Source organism: Candidatus Vampirococcus lugosii, assembly GCF_018420025.1.
GTDB classification, from domain to species: Bacteria; Patescibacteriota; Gracilibacteria; order Absconditabacterales; family Absconditicoccaceae; genus Vampirococcus; species Vampirococcus lugosii.
This window is the reverse complement of the sequence record NZ_JAEDAM010000008.1, coordinates 20,893-38,450: the sequence shown is the minus strand read 5'-3', so window position 1 is coordinate 38,450 and position 17,558 is coordinate 20,893. Positions and strand designations below refer to the sequence as shown.

General features: G+C 20.7%; 13 protein-coding genes. 11 read left to right on the top strand and 2 right to left on the bottom strand.

Annotated elements, in window-relative coordinates:
• Window positions 1-88: 88 nt before the first annotated feature.
• The 8 genes from VAMP_RS06910 to VAMP_RS01290 all read left to right on the top strand — a co-directional run bounded on the left by VAMP_RS06910 (window position 89) and on the right by VAMP_RS01290 (window position 8,484).
• The gene (locus tag VAMP_RS06910; RefSeq protein WP_338032119.1) at window positions 89-1,096 is read left to right on the top strand and encodes a PDDEXK nuclease domain-containing protein; all 1,008 of its coding nucleotides are present in this window, start codon (window positions 89-91) and stop codon (window positions 1,094-1,096) included.
• A gap of 194 nt (window positions 1,097-1,290) precedes the next feature.
• Window positions 1,291-2,319 carry a PDDEXK nuclease domain-containing protein gene (locus tag VAMP_RS01320; protein WP_213348413.1) on the top strand — a complete coding sequence of 343 codons (1,029 nt, stop codon included), beginning with the start codon at window positions 1,291-1,293 and terminating at the stop codon, window positions 2,317-2,319.
• 179 nt (window positions 2,320-2,498) lie between these two features.
• A complete protein-coding gene (locus VAMP_RS01315) occupies window positions 2,499-2,996 on the top strand; it encodes an acyl-CoA synthetase family protein (RefSeq protein ID WP_213348411.1) in 498 nt (165 codons plus the stop codon).
• A gap of 66 nt (window positions 2,997-3,062) precedes the next feature.
• Window positions 3,063-3,827, top strand: a complete 765-nt coding sequence (locus VAMP_RS01310; RefSeq protein WP_213348409.1) for a phenylacetate--CoA ligase family protein — start codon at window positions 3,063-3,065, stop codon at window positions 3,825-3,827.
• A gap of 14 nt (window positions 3,828-3,841) precedes the next feature.
• Window positions 3,842-4,903: a glycosyltransferase gene (locus VAMP_RS01305; RefSeq protein WP_213348407.1), complete on the top strand. Its 1,062-nt coding sequence runs from the start codon at window positions 3,842-3,844 to the stop codon at window positions 4,901-4,903.
• Between the two features lie 4 nt (window positions 4,904-4,907).
• Complete coding sequence (locus tag VAMP_RS01300; protein ID WP_213348405.1) at window positions 4,908-5,807, top strand: sulfotransferase domain-containing protein; 900 nt, start codon at window positions 4,908-4,910, stop codon at window positions 5,805-5,807.
• A gap of 3 nt (window positions 5,808-5,810) precedes the next feature.
• Window positions 5,811-7,046 carry a flippase gene (locus VAMP_RS01295; RefSeq protein ID WP_213348403.1) on the top strand — a complete coding sequence of 412 codons (1,236 nt, stop codon included), beginning with the start codon at window positions 5,811-5,813 and terminating at the stop codon, window positions 7,044-7,046.
• Window positions 7,047-7,107: 61 nt separating this feature from the next.
• The gene (locus tag VAMP_RS01290; protein ID WP_213348402.1) at window positions 7,108-8,484 is read left to right on the top strand and encodes an ATP-binding protein; all 1,377 of its coding nucleotides are present in this window, start codon (window positions 7,108-7,110) and stop codon (window positions 8,482-8,484) included.
• A 73-nt stretch (window positions 8,485-8,557) separates the two neighbouring features.
• Here VAMP_RS01290 and VAMP_RS01285 read toward each other — a convergent pair whose 3' ends face one another.
• Together VAMP_RS01285 and VAMP_RS01280 are read right to left on the bottom strand one after the other, a co-directional pair.
• Window positions 8,558-10,441, bottom strand: a complete 1,884-nt coding sequence (locus tag VAMP_RS01285; protein WP_213348400.1) for a glycosyltransferase family protein — start codon at window positions 10,439-10,441, stop codon at window positions 8,558-8,560.
• A gap of 125 nt (window positions 10,442-10,566) precedes the next feature.
• Entirely contained in the window at window positions 10,567-12,000 is a 1,434-nt protein-coding gene (locus VAMP_RS01280) for an ATP-binding protein (RefSeq protein ID WP_213348398.1), read from the bottom strand.
• 651 nt (window positions 12,001-12,651) lie between these two features.
• Between VAMP_RS01280 and tyrS the strand changes: the two genes are divergently transcribed.
• The 3 genes from tyrS to VAMP_RS01265 all read left to right on the top strand — a co-directional run bounded on the left by tyrS (window position 12,652) and on the right by VAMP_RS01265 (window position 17,534).
• Window positions 12,652-13,932 (top strand): tyrosine--tRNA ligase, encoded by a 1,281-nt coding sequence (tyrS, locus tag VAMP_RS01275; protein WP_213348396.1) that lies wholly within the window; start codon window positions 12,652-12,654, stop codon window positions 13,930-13,932.
• Between the two features lie 51 nt (window positions 13,933-13,983).
• Window positions 13,984-15,459: an IMP dehydrogenase gene (gene guaB / locus VAMP_RS01270; protein ID WP_213348394.1), complete on the top strand. Its 1,476-nt coding sequence runs from the start codon at window positions 13,984-13,986 to the stop codon at window positions 15,457-15,459.
• A 116-nt stretch (window positions 15,460-15,575) separates the two neighbouring features.
• Entirely contained in the window at window positions 15,576-17,534 is a 1,959-nt protein-coding gene (locus VAMP_RS01265; protein WP_213348392.1) for a transglycosylase SLT domain-containing protein, read from the top strand.
• Window positions 17,535-17,558: the final 24 nt, after the last annotated feature.

Below are 17,558 nucleotides of genomic sequence, written 5' to 3'. Positions count from 1 at the left end.
ATACTTTTTGTAATTAATCTTCTTTAACTTTAAAAATAATAAAAAATAATTATAAAGAATTAAAATTTAATAATGAAAAAATATTATTATGACAAATATATCTTCAAATAACGATTACAGTATGCTTATAAAAGAGATTTGAAAAATAGTTTCTAATAATAAACAAAAAGCAATAAATTTAGTAAATACTATTTTAGTAGAAACATATTTTAGTATTTGAAAATATATAGTTGAATATGAGCAAAAATGAGAAAAAAGAGCTGAATATTGAAAAGAATTATTAAAAAAATTATCAAAAGATTTAACAAAAGAGTTTTGAAAAGGTTTTTCTGTGCAAAATATAGAAAGAATGAGGTATTTCTATACTTATTTTCCAGATTTTGAAAAATCCTCATCACTGATGAGGAAATTATCTTGGACTCATATAGTAAGACTATTATCCGTTAGAGATGAAAATGAAAGAAGTTTTTATATAATAGAAACTATAGAAAATAGCTGGTCAGTAAGAGAGCTTGATAGACAAATAAATTCATCACTTTATGAAAGACTTACACTTAGTAAAGATAAAAAGTGAGTTTTGGAATTATCTAAAAAATGACAAATTATAGAAAACTATAATGATGTTTTAAAAGATCCATATATTTTGGAGTTTTTATGATTAGAGGAAAGATCATCATATTCAGAAACAGAGCTTGAAACAGCTATTATAAATAATTTAGAAACATTTTTACTAGAACTTGGTAAATGATTTACTTTTGTATGAAGACAAAAGAGATTTTCAGCTGGAGTAGATCATTTTTATGTAGATTTAGTTTTTTATAATAGACTACTTAAATGTTTTGTTTTGATAGATCTAAAAATCTGAAAAATAACTCATGGTGATATATGACAAATGCAAATGTATGTGAATTATTATGATAGAGAAATAAAACAAAATTTTGAAAATAAAACTATTTGAATACTTCTATGTAAAGAAAAAAATGATATTGTTGTTGAATACACTCTTCCAGAATGAGAAAATATGATTTTTGCAAAAGAGTATAATCTTTATTTACCAAAAAAAGAAGACTTTAAAAGACAGTTAGAAAATCTTTAACCTTTAATAAAATCCTTATGACAACAAAACAATACTATTATGAGATATTTAAAAGATCTATGAAAAAAGATTTTTTGATTTAACAAAATTGATATAAAGTTTTTACAAGACTTTTTGTAATTAATCTTTTTTAACTTTAAAAATCATAAAAAATAATTATAAGGGATAAGATTTAATAATGAAAAAATATTATTATGACAAAAATTTCAAATGATTATAAAAATTTCTTAATAGAGATTAAGCAAAATATATTACAAGCAAGAAATAATGCTTTAAAGTCAGTAAATAAAGAACTTATACATCTTTACTGGAATATTTGAAAATCTATCATAGAAAAACAAGAAAAAGCTAAATGGTGAGATGATATTATTTGAAAACTTAGCAAAGATTTAGAAGCTGAATTTAGAAGAGGTTTTTCTAAAAGAAATCTTTTATATATGAAAAAATTATATATTTCATATAAAGATAATCTAAAAATGCAACCACTGGTTGCACAAATATCATGGAGTCATCATATTTTTATATTAGATAAAACAAATTACTGAGATTGAAAAGATGATTTAAGAAAAGAGTTTTATATAAAAATGTCCATAAGAGAAAGATGGAGCAAAAGAGAACTTGAAAAACAGCTTAATTTTAAAGCTTTTGAAAAATGGGCTTTGAGACAAACAAATTTTGATGAAACTCTACCTGATTTAAAAAATAATTGAGATTTATCTTTGCTTGTAAAAGATAGTTATGATTTTAGTCTGCTTTCATTGGAGGAACCTTTTTTGGAAAAAACTTTGGAAGATCTTTTGGTTACTTCAATAGAAAAAACTCTGAAAAATTTTTGAACTTATTTTAGTTTTGTTTGAAGACAAGTAAAACTTGAAATTTGATGAGAAGATTTTTATATTGATTTGCTTTTATATCATAGAAAATTAAAATGTTTTGTTGTTATAGAACTAAAAGCTGGGAATTTCAAATCTGAATATACTTGAAAGATGAATATGTACTTATCTGCTCTTGAAAAACAAGATATGATAGAATGAGAAAATTTACCTATTTGAATAATTCTTTGTAAAGACAAAAATAGGTTAATAGTAGAATATGCACTAAAAGATGTCAATAAACCTATATGAGTTGCTTCTTATATCACAAAAGAAGATTTACCAGAAGATTTGAAATGATTGCTTCCAACACTTGAAGAAATAGAAAGAGAGATGAATTTATTGGATTAAATAATCCAACCATTGGCTGGAGAAAAATTTTCCATTTTAACCTTTAACTTAACCACTATGACAACAAAAAAATATTATTATGAGATATTTAAAAGAAAGTGAAAAGCTTTTTTAAAAACAAAAGATATTATTGATTATATAAAGAATAAAATTAAAATTTAATAATTTATAAAAAAATTATGCTAAACTGGAGAAAATATATTATCTTATTTTTATTAAAAATTTCATGACAAAAAAGTTATGATTATTTTAAGGAAATTAAAAATACTGATAAACTTTCAAATAAAGAAAAGAGAAACCTAAAAAATGAAAAATTAAAAAAAATATTAATTTATAGTTATAAAAATATTACTTACTATAAAAATATTTTAGAAAAATATGAATTAGTAAATGAAAAGCTAGAAGTAAATTTAGAAAATTTTAAAAATCTTCCTATTACAAATAAAGAAATCTTAAGAAAAGAGTTTGATAATTTACAAGACAAATCTAAAAATAATAGAAAGACTTTTGAAAATACATCTTGATGAAGTACATGAGAGCCTGTAAAATTTATTCAAGATAATGTTTTACAAGATTGGAAAGTTGCTACAAAGTTTTATTTTATGACTTTTTTAAATAAAGATATTTGAGAAAAAGAACTTAGACTTTGGTGATCAGAAAGAGATTTACTTGTTTAAAAAGAAACTTTAGCAAAAAGATTACAAAATTGGCTTTATAATAGAGTTGAATGTAATAGTTTTAAAATGACAGAAGAAAATATGAAAGAATATGTAAAAACTATTAATTCATTTAAACCAAAAGTTATAGAGGCTTATGTTTCATCTATTTATGAACTTGCAAAATTTATAAAAGAAAATGATTTAGATGTTTATTCTCCAAAATGATGAATTCTTACTTCTGCATGAACTCTATATCCAGATATGGAAGAACTTATAAAAGAAGTTTTTAATTGTAAAATTATAAATAGGTATTGAAGTAGAGAGGTTTGAGATATTGCTTGTAGTAGAGATTGAAATGAAAACCTAGAAATAAATATTTTACAAAATTATGCAGAAATATTGGATCATAATTTAAATCCAGTAAAGCCTTGAGAAAATTGAAAAATTTATATAACAACTTTAAATAATTTTTCAATGCCTTTGATTAGGTATGAAATTTGAGATATATGAATAAGGTCAGAAAATGAATTTGAGATAAAAAGAATAGAAGGTAGAGTTTGAACTTTAATAAAAACTAAAAAATGAACATTTGATTCAACAGCACTTACAACATCTTTTTATTGATTATATTCAATAAAAAAATATCAATTTATACAAGAGACTAGAAAAATAATAAATATAAAAGTAGTTATTAATGACAAATATGATTGGAATAAAGAATCTAAAATATTAAAAGATAAGTTGTTAATTATTTTAGGTGATGATGTTGAAATTAATTTTATTATTCAAGAAGATATTTTATCCTTAGATAATTGAAAATATTTATATTTTATAAGTAAAGTGAAGTAATGAAAATTTTACATATGGTTGATACATTGTGATTAGGTTGAACTCAAACAGTTGTAAAATGAATATTTGAAAAACAAAAAAATAATTCAAATATTTTTCTTTATGCTTTGAGAAAAAGAGATATAAATATTGAAATAGACCATCAAAATGTTTTTACATATGATTCTAAGAATAAATTTTCTTTTCCATTATTCAAATTAAGAAAATTTATAAAAGAAAATAATATTGAAATACTGCATTGTCATCTTGCAAAATCTCAAATAATGTGATGAGTTCTGAAAACTTTATTTTTCCCAAATATTAAACTTGTTTTACATGAACATTGAGCAATTTTTAATGATTGAAAAATATATCCTTTTTTTATGAATTTATTTAAAAATAAAGTTAATTTATATATTGCTGTTTCAAATGCTATCAAAAAAGCAATACTACAAAAAACTAAATATGATAATAATAAGGTAAAAGTATTATACAATTTTGTAGATTTAGATAAATTTAAAAAAATAGAAAATTTTGACATAGAAACTGAAAGAAAAAAATATTCACTTGATAAAAATGATTTTGTTATTTGATTTGCTAGTAGATTAAATGAGGCAAAATGATGGAAAGAATTTGTAAATTCTGCAAAAAATTTGATAAAAAAATGATATGATATAAAGTTTTTAGTAGCTGGAGATTGACCAGATAAAGAGAAACTTTTAGAAGAAATAAAATGAATTTCAAATATTCAATATATTTGATATGTAAATAATATGGTGAGTTTTTATAATATTTTAGATTGTTTTGTTTTTCCAAGTCATAGAGAGGCTTTACCAATGACTATATTAGAAGTAAATTGAATATGAATACCATTAGTAGCTTCAAATATATCTTGAATTAATGAAATAATGATGGATAATAAAAATTCTTTGTTATTTGAAAAACAAAATGTTGAAGATTTAATAAAAAGTATTATAAAGTTGTATGAAGATTTAAATTTAAGAAATGATTTGATTAAAAATTGATTAGAAGAAGTAAGAAAATATAGTTTAGAAAAATATTTAGTTGAGTTAAATAATTTATATAATAATTTATAATAAAATGAAAGAAGATTTTAAGTTAGACTTTATTTGAATATGAGCACATAAAGCTTGAACAACATGGGTTGTAAACATGCTTAAACAACATCCAGAAATTTTCATACCTAATATAAAAGAAATACAGTTTTTTAATGATTTTTCTCATTTTTCTAAACCTTCTACAAAAAGATATTTAAAAGGAAATAATTATTATAAAACTTTTTTTAAATTTGCAAACAAAAAACAAAAATTATGAGAATTTAGTGTATCTTATATGAATGAACAATTAGTTGCAGAAAGAATTTATAAACATAACTCTAATATTAAAATTATTGTAGTATTGAGAAATCCTATTGATAGAGCTTATTCTGCATATTTTTATTTAAAAGAACAATTAAATAATTCAGAAAAATCTAAAACATTTGAAGAAGCTATTGAAAAAAATCCTATAGAATATTTAGAAAGATGAAAATATTATAAATATTTGTCAAATTATTTTTCAATATTTCCAAAAGAAAATATAAAAATTCTTTTTTTTGAAGATATTAAATTTAAACCTGAAAAAGTTTTAAAAGAATTATGTATTTTTTTAAATATTAATAATAAATTTAAATTTAAAAATATTTCTAAAAAATCTAATTCATCAAAAAAAAGAAAAAATATATTTTTATCTAAAATTCTTTCTTTTTTATTTAAAACACCAGATTTCTTAGAAAAAATAAAACTTAGATTTATAACTGATTTCATTTGAAAATTATGAATTAGAAAAATGCTAAATAAAATTAGGGAAAAGAATCTACAAGAATACACTTATCCAGAAATAGATAAAAACACAAAAGAAAAATTAAAAAAATATTTTATTGAAGATATAGAAAATTTAGAAAAATTTTTAAATAGAGATTTATCTCATTGGAAAAAATAATTTATGAAAAAACTTAAAAAAGAAATTGTTTGGTCTTTTTTAACAAAAATAGTTACATTTTGACTTTTTTTTTGATTAAATATTTTTTTAGCTAGAAAGTTATGACCAGAAACTTTTGGTTTATGGTCTTTTTTTCTTTCTTTTATAACTATATTTTGGACTATCTCATTTTTTGGAATCAATGCAAGTACCAAAAAATTTATAGCACAACATAATTGAACTTGAGAAATAAAAAATATTATCAAAAATTGACTAAATCTAAGACTGATTTTTAGTTTGTGATTTGCATTACTTTTTTTGATACTATATTTTCCACTTATAAACTTATTTAACAAACCAGAATTATCAAATTTATGGCTACTTTGAACTTTATTAATATTTTTTGCATGAATTACAGAATTTACAAAATCTATTTTTATGTGACTACATAGGATTAAATATAATTTTATAGTAAATTTTATAGAACATTGACTTAAATTTATTTTAGTAGTTATATTTTTACTATTTAGTGAAAGTTTACTAAATATTACTTGATCTTTTTTGGTAGCTTTAATTGTTAGTAGTATAGTATGATTTGCCATAACTTATTTTGTGTTTTATAAAAATCTTTGAGAGTCAAAAAACACTTATTATAAAGAAATATTTAATTATAGTTTACCTTTACTTTTTATAAGTTTAGGATTTTTAGTTTTTACCGAAATAGATGTTTTGATGCTAGGGATATTATCAAGTAGTGAAGAAGTATGAGTTTATGCTATTGCAAAACAAATTATTATCAAATTACCACATATTACTATGGCTATTGCTATGGGAGTAATGCCCATATTTGCCAAATATAATCAAGAGAATAAACAAGAACTAAAAAAACTTTTTATCAAAACTATCAAGATAAATAATCTGATATTTTTACCAATATTGCTTTGAATATTTTTTTTATCACCCTTTTTAGTTCCTATCATATTTTGACAAGAATATATATGAAGTATTGTTATATTGCAAATACTTAGTATTTATTTATTTTTTATGATTAATACTTTATTATTATGAAATTTTTTAGATTATAACTGAAAAGCAAACAAGAGAGCTATATTTGTTTGAATATGAATAATAGTAAATATATCTTTAAATTTATATTTAATACCAAATTATTGAGCTATATGAGCAAGTATATGAACTACATTTTCTTATTTACCATACTTTTTATTGAATGCTTGGGAAGTTAGAAAGAGTTTAAAATAAAACTTGTATTATAATATAAAATAATTATACTATAAATAATTTATACTATAATTCATAAAAAATGAAATTTTATAATAGAGAAAAAGAAATAAAAATTTTATCACAAAAAATAACTTCAAATAATTTTGAGTTTATTTATTTACTTGGAAAAAGAAGAGTCTGAAAAACAGAACTTATAACTCACTTAAATAACAACATTTTACAAAAAGATTTTTATTATATATTTGTAGAAAAATCAGATCTAAAAGTTTTTTTGCAAAAACAAGAAAAATATATCTATGAAAAAACTTGATTAAAATACAATTTTGAAACTATAGAAGATTTTTTGGATTTTTTCTTTTTACAATCTGATTTAAATTTACTTGTAATAGATGAGTTTCAAAATTTTAATAATGTTGATAAATCAATTTTTTCTATTTTTCAAAAGAAAATTGACCAATATCAAAACAAATCAAATAAAAAAATAATAGTACTTGGAAGTTTACAAAGTCTTATGATAAAAATCTTTGAAAACTCAAAAGAACCACTTTATAAAAGAGCTACTTTTAACTTGTTTATCAAAGAGTTTGATTTAGATACTCAAGTAGAGATACTAAAAGACATTTTTGGAAAAAATTATAATCATCAAATATTACTTGATATTTATTCTATTTTTGGTTGAATTGCTTATTATTTAAAATCTATTTATAGAGAAAATTATGATAAATATGAGTTAAATCAAATATTAAAAGACTTATTTTTTGATGAGTTTGCATTATTTAAAAATGAATGAAAAGAAATTTTGATAGAAGAATTTGGTATGAAATATAAAAGATTTTTTGCTATTATAGAAGCTATTTCTGTTTGAAAAAACAAAAGAAATGAAATAATGGATCAAGTATGACTTTGAACTTGAGAAATTGATTTATATTTAAAAGAACTTATAGATATTTATGATATCATAGAAGTGGATTATCCATTTTTGGAAAGCAAAAAAAATATAAGTAAATACAAAATTAAAGATAATTTTATAGAGTTTTGGTTTAAGTATATTTATTCAAATAAAGATAAATTTGAATTATGACTTTATGATTTGGTTTTGGAAAATGTTTTGAAAGATTTTGAAAAATACAAATGATTTAAATTTGAAAAGTTAGTAAAAGATTTTTTGATTTTAGAAAATAAAAAATGAAATCTTGATTTTACTTTTACCAAAATATGAACCTGGCTTGATAGAAAAAACAATGAAATAGATATAATTTATACAGATGAAAAAGAAAATATTGTATTTTTGGAATGTAAACTAAACGAAAATAGAATAAATCAATCAGAAATAAATCAGTTAAAAAATAATGTTTCTTTATTTCTAAATAAAAATCAAAAATTTCTAGATAAAAATATAAAAATATGATTTGCTATTTTTGACATAAAAAATATTGTGAAATTTGATTATATTTAAATATTTTGAAGTAAATTAATACTCAATCAAGTCTTTTTTATTAACTTTTACTATTTTTATCCAGTTGTTTTTGTTAGTATTTCCATCTATATATTTGAATTCAATCTTTATTCATTAAGACTTTTACCCAAGTATCATTAGAATAAAATCATTCATCTTTAGGATATCACTCAGCCCAATAACCATTTCTTCTTCAGTCCAAAATTATAAATCATTGATTATTATTTGCAATTATCTCATCAACTTTTTTAAATCTATCTTCATCTTTATAAGAATATCTATAACGGTTATTTTCATCAACTCAAAAAGCTAATTCAAGAGTTGAAGACATTATTGTATTTATAAAAACATCATTTTCTTCAATTCTATTTTCTAAAAGTTTTATAGCATTTTTTAATCTATCATGATACTCATTTGTAGTTTTTACATATCAATGTTCATCTGAAGTTATAGGATATAATGTATTTGTAGGTTTAATAATAGACAATATAAATATTAAAATAATTGCTGTTGAAATATACTTTTTACATAATCCTCCTTTGAAAATAGCAGATTTTACAAAACTGTAAAATCCATAAACTCAAGTTGAAATCAAAATTGTAAAAAAAGGTAATACATAAAATATGTATCTAGGTTTATAATATCTATCAAATAAAAATGTATAAAAGAATATTAATATAATAAATATAGTTAAAATAAATAATAAATAATATTTTTTATAATATATTGAATATAATACAGCTCAAAAAATCAAAAAATAAGAAATATACTTATATCATTCTAATCAGTTCCACCAGTGAATTGGAGATGATATATTTCAATCTAAAAATATATTAAAATAATTTTTATTAAATTCTAATGCAAAATTTACATGTGAAGATCATAAGACATAATAAATAATATATCAAAATAATAATAATATAGAGATGTAAAATATTGATGCAATTATTTTATTTGATTTAATATTTTTTATAAAGTTAAATACTTTTTTATAATTTTTAATTATAAAAAATCATAAAATGGAAACAAAAATTAATAGTGAAATTTTTAAAGTAGATAATGTATCAATTTTCAGAACATAATATAAGAAACTTAAAATAAATCATCATGAAAAAATAGTTGTTTTATTAAATATTCATTTAAATATATTTTCAAAAAATTTAATACAAATAAGTATAAATATTAATACAAAAAATGGATAAAAAGCATATTCCCTTATAGATTTTGCTACTCATATAGACCAAGGTGATATAGCCCAAAGTGATATAGTAATAATTGCAATAGGTTTATTTATTTTTTTAGCTAAAAAATATAATGGTATTATTGTAAGTGATGAAAAAATTATTCACGGTAATCTTCACCAATATAAATATTCATAAAAACTTGATGCATTTCATAACCAATAAAAAAATGCTACACTGTAACTTACTAATAAAGCTCTAGTATATTCAGCAAATCAATTTTGCAATAAATTATAACCAGCAATAAGATGTGCAGGTTCATCACTGTATGGATCAAGAATAGTTAAATTTATATATCTTAATATAAATGCTAAAACTAAAATTCCAACCAACCCCAAACTATACTTCCACCCCTCTTTATACATCCACTTCACAATCCAATTTATCAAAGGAATCCTACTAATCACAGGAAACTTACTCCCAAACTCACTTTTTTTCCTTTCTTCTTCAAGAAACTCATTTTCTTGCTCCTCCTCAATACTCTCAATCTTCTCCCTATTACTATAAAAAAGCAAAGCTCAAACAGATATAGCTAGTATAACTAAAGGATATTGAAGATTTTTAAGTAAGTTTAAAATAGATTCTCAAAAGCTGTAACTAGTTAAATCAAATCAAAAAATAGCTTGTCAAAATATGCTATGAAAAGCAAGTAATCCTAGACAAGTTAGGAAGATAATAGAAAGTAGGTTTGTAAATTTTGTTATATTGTTTTGCATTTTTTTGGAGTTATTATTTATAAAATACTACATGCTCACTACATGTTAAAAATGTTTTAAAATAAGGCTTTATTAAAGTATTTTAATATTAAATTTATAAAATACTACATACTCACTACATAATATTAAGCCCACCATGGTATATATTCTTTAGATCTTTCTCATTCTTTTATTTTTCAAGCTTTTAGAGTATCAGATATTATTTTTGAAGCAGCTGGATAATTTGTTTCTGGAATATTTAATCTTTCTCTTAAACTTTTATTTGTCATCTTTTCTTCCATTTTTATATACATCAATACACAGTGTTGATAACAAGCCCTTATCTTATCATCTTTTGTCATATCTTTTAAAGGTCTAGGAGTGTATAAAGTAATTTTTGTAAAATCATCAAAAGTTTCAAACTTAGGTGCAGGTAATTGATATAATTCAATATTTATCAAAGCTCTATCAACTCATGATCAACTTTCTTCACAAAATCAAAACCTTCTCATTAAAGAAGCTAAATCTTCATTTCTAGATCTGGGAGGATGATCTATAAACCTTTCTGTATCTATAAGAGGAACTCAAGGATTTGTTATTTCAATTCTGTTTGAATAAATTTCAATAAGAGATCAAGTTCAAGTTACTGAAAAATCTTGATGTATTATAGCATTTGCAATAAACTCTCTTAAAGCTATTTCAGGATAAATTTTAGTATTTTTTCTTAATGCTTTTGTAATCTCTTCATTATTTCAAACTTGAGATATGATATAATCAATTAGTCATTCAAATCATATAGCATATCAATATTTTCATTCAATATCATTTTTTCTTTTTACTTTTGTTGTTCAATCATAAGTTATAACTCTAATAGTTTTTCTCTTTATTATAGAAAAATTTTCAATATTTCTTGCAAATAAAATTGCTCATAATACAGTTATATTATAAGTTCAATCATTATTTAACTTTACTAAATTGTCTTGATTCATTTTTTCAAGAAATTTTGAAGTTTCAGTAGGTAATTCTTGTTTACTTAATTGAAAGTATTTATCATAATCTAATAATTTTAAAATTTCATCTACCTTTAGGTTATTTGATGCTAATTGTTTTTCAAAATTTTTATTTTTTTCATTATTCCATATTTTTCTTTCAAGTTCAGGATATTTTGAAAGAGTCGTTGTTGATTCTCATATTCTTATATATGCTTTTGAGTCAAATTCTATAGGTTTATCACTTGCAGAAGGGATTTTTATTATCACAATATTTTTTCATTCATACTCTATTTCAAGATATTCTAAGTCTAGTTTTGGTGTTATTTTTTGAGAATACCACATTTTTATATTTTGATTTCAAAAAAATTCATTATTTGGATTGAATTTTGTTCAAATAACTTTTTTTGTTTTATCTTCAATTCAATAAACTATATAACCAAATTCCTTTCATTTTAGAAGTGCTATATTTGATATAGCAGAAATATTTTTTCAATCCCTTTCTTTATCAAAATTTTCTTTGAATTCAACATATCATTCTCATTCAGAGATAAATAATAAATTTTTTAATAATGCTTTTAAATCAATCATATAAATGTTTTTGTTAAATAAATTTTTTAATTAGAATATATATTTTTGAAGAAAAATCAATTTTAGATTTGCTATGAAAAGCAAGTAATCCTAGACAAATTAGGAAGATAATAGAAAGTAGGTTTGTGAAGTTTTTCATTTTTTCTTGCAATTATTGATAAAATTATTATAGTGTGTTTACTATCAAAGATTTTAAATCTTTGGACCACTTATAAATTTAAGTGGTGGAACTAAAATAAGGGGTAATAATTTACTCCTTATTTTTTATTCAAAAAATAAATAAAATTCTATTATCAATTTCAGATATATTTTCTTTTGAAATCTTTCATAATCTCTTATTTATTCTTTTTTTTGATATTTGCCTTAATCAAGATATATCTACTATAGAATCTTTATTCAGTCAAAGACTTTTTGATTTTTGTAAAAATACATTAAAATTATTATTTATTTTTCCTTTAAAAGATTTAAGAGGTAGTATTAAGACAGTATTAGAAAAATTTGCTTTCTTTATACTATAAACTAAAAGAAGAAAGATTTCTTTAGTCTTTTACTCTATATATATAAAATAACATTTATTTCAATAAAAAAAGTTGATTTATTATTTATTTTTTATATACTGTCAAATAAATTTAAATTTTAAACAAATATTTTATGAAACTTAAAAATATATTGGAAAATAAATGATTAGTTTATCAATTTAGTAATGAAGAAGTTTTTGATTTATATGATAAATGATGACAAACATTATATTTTGGGGTAGATCCTACTGCTGATAGTATGCATATAGGTCATTTTACTGTATTTATGAATGCATTAAATTACATTTTGAAATGAAATAAATTAATATTATTAATTTGATGAGCAACTGGTATGATATGAGATCCAAGTTGAAGAGATAGTGATAGAGAATTTTTGGATAAAGAAAGTTTACAAAAAAATATAAAAAGTTTATCTAAACAAATGCAAGAAATTATATCAAATTTGGAAAAATTATTATGAAAAAAAATTGATTATGAAATTGTTGATAATTACGATTTTTATGAAAATATTAATTTTTTGGATTTTCTTAGAAATGTAGGAAAATATATCACAGTAAATAATATGATAAATAAAGAAACTGTAAAAAAGAGAATTGAAGATCCAGACAAAAGTATTTCTTATACTGAATTTTCTTATATGTTGATACAGGCATATGATTTTGTCAAATTATATAAAGAAAAAAATTGTAAACTACAAATATGTGGTTCTGATCAATGGTGAAATTGAGTTACTTGAATAGAATTAATAAGAAAAATTATTAATAAAGAATGATTTGTAGTGTCTGCTCCGTTGATTTTGGATAGTAATGGTAAGAAATTTGGAAAATCTGAATGAAATGCTATTTGGCTTGATAAAACTAAATCAAGTCCATATTTTGTATATCAATATTTTATGAATTGTAATGATGATGATATAGAAAGATTTTTGAAAATTTATACAATATTGAATTTTGATGAAATACAAAAAATAATTGAAAAACATAATAATAATCCAGAAAATAGATTTTGACAAGAGATATTAGCTGATAATGTAGTTAAAACTATTTTTGGAGAAAAAGAATCAAATCAAGCAAAAAAAATCTCCAAAATTATGTTTTCCAAAGAAAATAAATTGGATATATTAAATTCAATGGATGAAGAAGAAATAAAAGCAACACAAAATGAAACTGGTTGAATAAAAATAAATTGAGAAATTAAAATAATAGACTTACTAACAAAATTAGGTTTAAGTTCGTCAAATTCTGATGCAAAAAAAATTATTAAATCTTGAGCAATATATTTTAATGAGGAAAAAATAGAAAGTATAGAAAAAATAATTTCAAGAGATGATTTAATTAAATCAAAAGTATGAATTTTGAGAAAAGGTAAAAAAAATTTTAAAATACTTAATTAAAATATTTTTACTATAAAAAAATAAATTTTAATATTTAAATAAAATTATATAATGAAAAAGCGAGAAGACAAATTTAATTTTCCAGATGATTGAACAAAACTTACATTTGATGATGTTTTTTTATTGATAAATGAAAAATCTACTATTCATAGTAGAAGAAATATAGATCTTTCAGTAAAAATAAAAAATTTAAAACTTAATCTTCCTATATTATGAGCAAATATGTCTACAGTTATGGATTGAAATTTTGCTAAATACTTGGCATTAATGTGATGAATTTGAGTTATTCATCAAAATTATGAAATACAAGAACAAATATATCAAATAAATAAAGTTAAAAAATATGCAAGTCCTATAATATCAGATCCTATAAGTATTAGTTCTGATACTATAGTAAAAGATATAAAAAATATTTTTGAAGAATATTCAATATGAGCATTAATTGTAAGTGATAATAATAATTTAAAATGAATTATTACCAAAAGGGATATAAATAGTGCAGATAGCGATAATGATTGTGCAAGTGATTTAATGACAAAATTTGATGATTTATTTTATATAGAATCAAATGATTTAAATATTGATTTGGAAATTTGAGAGAAAAAACTTAAAAAATCAAAAGTAGAACAATTAGCTATTTTAAATAGTGAAAAAAAATTAATTTGATTATTTACCAAAAAATGATTAGATTTTTATAAAACATTTCCAAATTCTGCTAGAGATAATTTTGGTAGACTTGTAGTAGCTGCTGCATTATGAATTAATAGAGATCCTATTGATAGAACTTCTTTACTAGTTTCTCAATGAGTTGATATGATAGTTTTTGATACAGCTCATTGATACAATGATAGATTTATAAAAGTTTTGAGAAAAATTAGAAATAATTTTCCAAATATATTATTGACAGCTTGAAATATTGATAATCCTAAAGCAGCTATAGAATTTGCAAAAGAATGAGCAGATATATTAAAGGTATGAATATGACCTTGATGAGCTTGTAAAACTAGAATTCAAACTTGATTTGGTAAACCTCAATTATCAGCTATATGGGAAATAAGACAAGCTTTGGATAAAAAATGATTCAATAATGTTAAAATAATTGCAGATTGATGAATAAAAGAAGCTTGAAATTTGGCAAAAGCTATAGCAGTTTGAGCAGATTTTGGTATGATGTGATCAATTTTTGCTGGTACTGATAAAGCAGTTTGACAACTTAGAAATATAGATTGAAAATTATATAAAGATTATAGATGAATGGCAAGTTTTAAAGAATCTTTGAAAGCAAATAAACTTTCTTGATTTCAATCAAATAATTATTGACCTATATTTGATGAATGAGCAGATGATATAGTTCCATACAAATGAGATTGATCATTTTTTGAAATAATTAGAAAATTTCATTGAGCATTAGCAAGTTCCTTATCTTATGCAAATTCTAATAATTTGAAAGAATTTTATGAAAAAACAATTTTTGGAAAACAAACTATAAATTGAAATATAGAATGAACTCCTTGGAAATTTTGATAAATCTTAATATTTTATATTATTATTTGTTATCATAATTCAAAAAATTGTTATTTTTTGACAATACATAATTTATATATATAATATAATTATATTTTTATACATAAATTATGTAAAAAATGAATTTAGAAAAAATTTCAGATACTATTGAAGAAAATAATGATATTTATAATATTGAAGATTATATAAAAAATATAATTAGTAAATTTAATGATATTGATAATTTTGATAATGAAACTTGAATATATACAATCTCAAGATGAGATAATTTAAATAAAATATATAATAATTTCAATAAACAAACTGAATTTTTATTTTGAATAGATATAAGCGAGATCGATTTTTTTGAAGCTGTTGAAAATGTAAGTAAAATATCAAATATAAATATTATTTCTATATGAGATAAAATAAATATAATTAAAGTTTTTGATTATTTAATAGAAAAAAAATTTTGAGAAACTCCTGAATATCAAGAATTATTAAAACAACAAGAAAAAGAAATACAACAAGTTGTTTCATATACACAAGAAGATTTATCAGAACATATAAAATGAATAAATTGAAATAATTCTACAGAAAATTTAGAATCTAATTCTAAATCAGTTTCTATTGATATATTTGATAAATATATAAATTCAAAATATAATGATATACAAGAAAATTGAAATATTATTATAAATCAAGGTAGAGATTACTGGTTAAGTAATATTTATAATAATTTATTTGAAGAAACATGAATATCACAATGAGAATTTTATAAATATATAAGGGAGCAAGATCAAACAAATTTTTGATGAAACAGAAATATTAATAATCAAAATTTATTAAATATATGAGATAAAATAAATTTGATAAATATATTTGAAATGTATTATGATGACAATATTGATAATAAATGAAATATACAAAATAAAAAATTAATAAAATTTATAAAAAATAATAAAACTTATATTGATAGTGTTGAAAGTATTGAAATAGATGAAATTGATGAAAATATTGAAATAGATGAAAATGATGAAAATATTGAAATAGATGAAAATGATGAAAATATTGAAATAGATGAAAATGATGAAAATATTGAAATAGATGATAGTGATGAAAATGTTGAAATAGAAATAATAAACAATTTCAAAAAATGATTGAATAATATAAATTGATTTGATAATGAAAAATGAATATATAAAATTCAATCTTGAGATAATATGAGAAGTATTTTTAATAAATTATTTGATCATACTTCTATGAAGTGGAGTGATTTTAAACAATTTGTAATAAATCAAAACAATTGAATTAGTAATATAAATAGAATAAATATTGGTCAAGAAATAAATATATATGAAATTATATTATGAAATAATGAAAATGAAAGTATAGAAATTAATGAAAATGATGAAAATGATGAAAATGATGAAAATGATGAAAATAAATTTGAAAATATAAATGAAAATGAAATAGTTGAAAGATATCAAGATATAATTAATATTATATTGGAAAAATTTGATAATTACAATTTAGACATAATGGAAAAAAATGATGTTTTGGCATTAGTTTATATGGAATCAATTTTTGAAACTGAAGCTGTAAGCCATAGTTGATCATCTGGTCTTTTTCAAATAACATGAATAGTTATCTCTGATATGATAAAACATCCAAATAGATATGATCGTGAAATTATAAAAAATATGCTAGATAGAAACTGATTCTATAGTCTTAATCAATTGAGAAATAGAAAGTCAAGATTAGATATACAAAATAATATAGATATATGAATGCTATATTTGAAAAGACTTGAAGATTGGACAAATAGATTATCAAATTTTGAAAAAAATCAAATTTTGTCAAATAAAGAAAATCTATACAAAAATGTATCCAAATATTTATTAAATAAATGAGTTAGTGTAAATAGAACAAATTTTGATCAAATGATAAATGAAGTAATAAATAATTCTGATAGTCAAGAAAAATATGTTCTTATGAAAAACTATAATTGAGATAAACAAAGAATGAAAGGAGAGACAATGCAACATAGATATTATTATTGATTTATCTTATATTATATGTGAAAACATTATTTTTAAATAATACTAAATTAATTTACTATA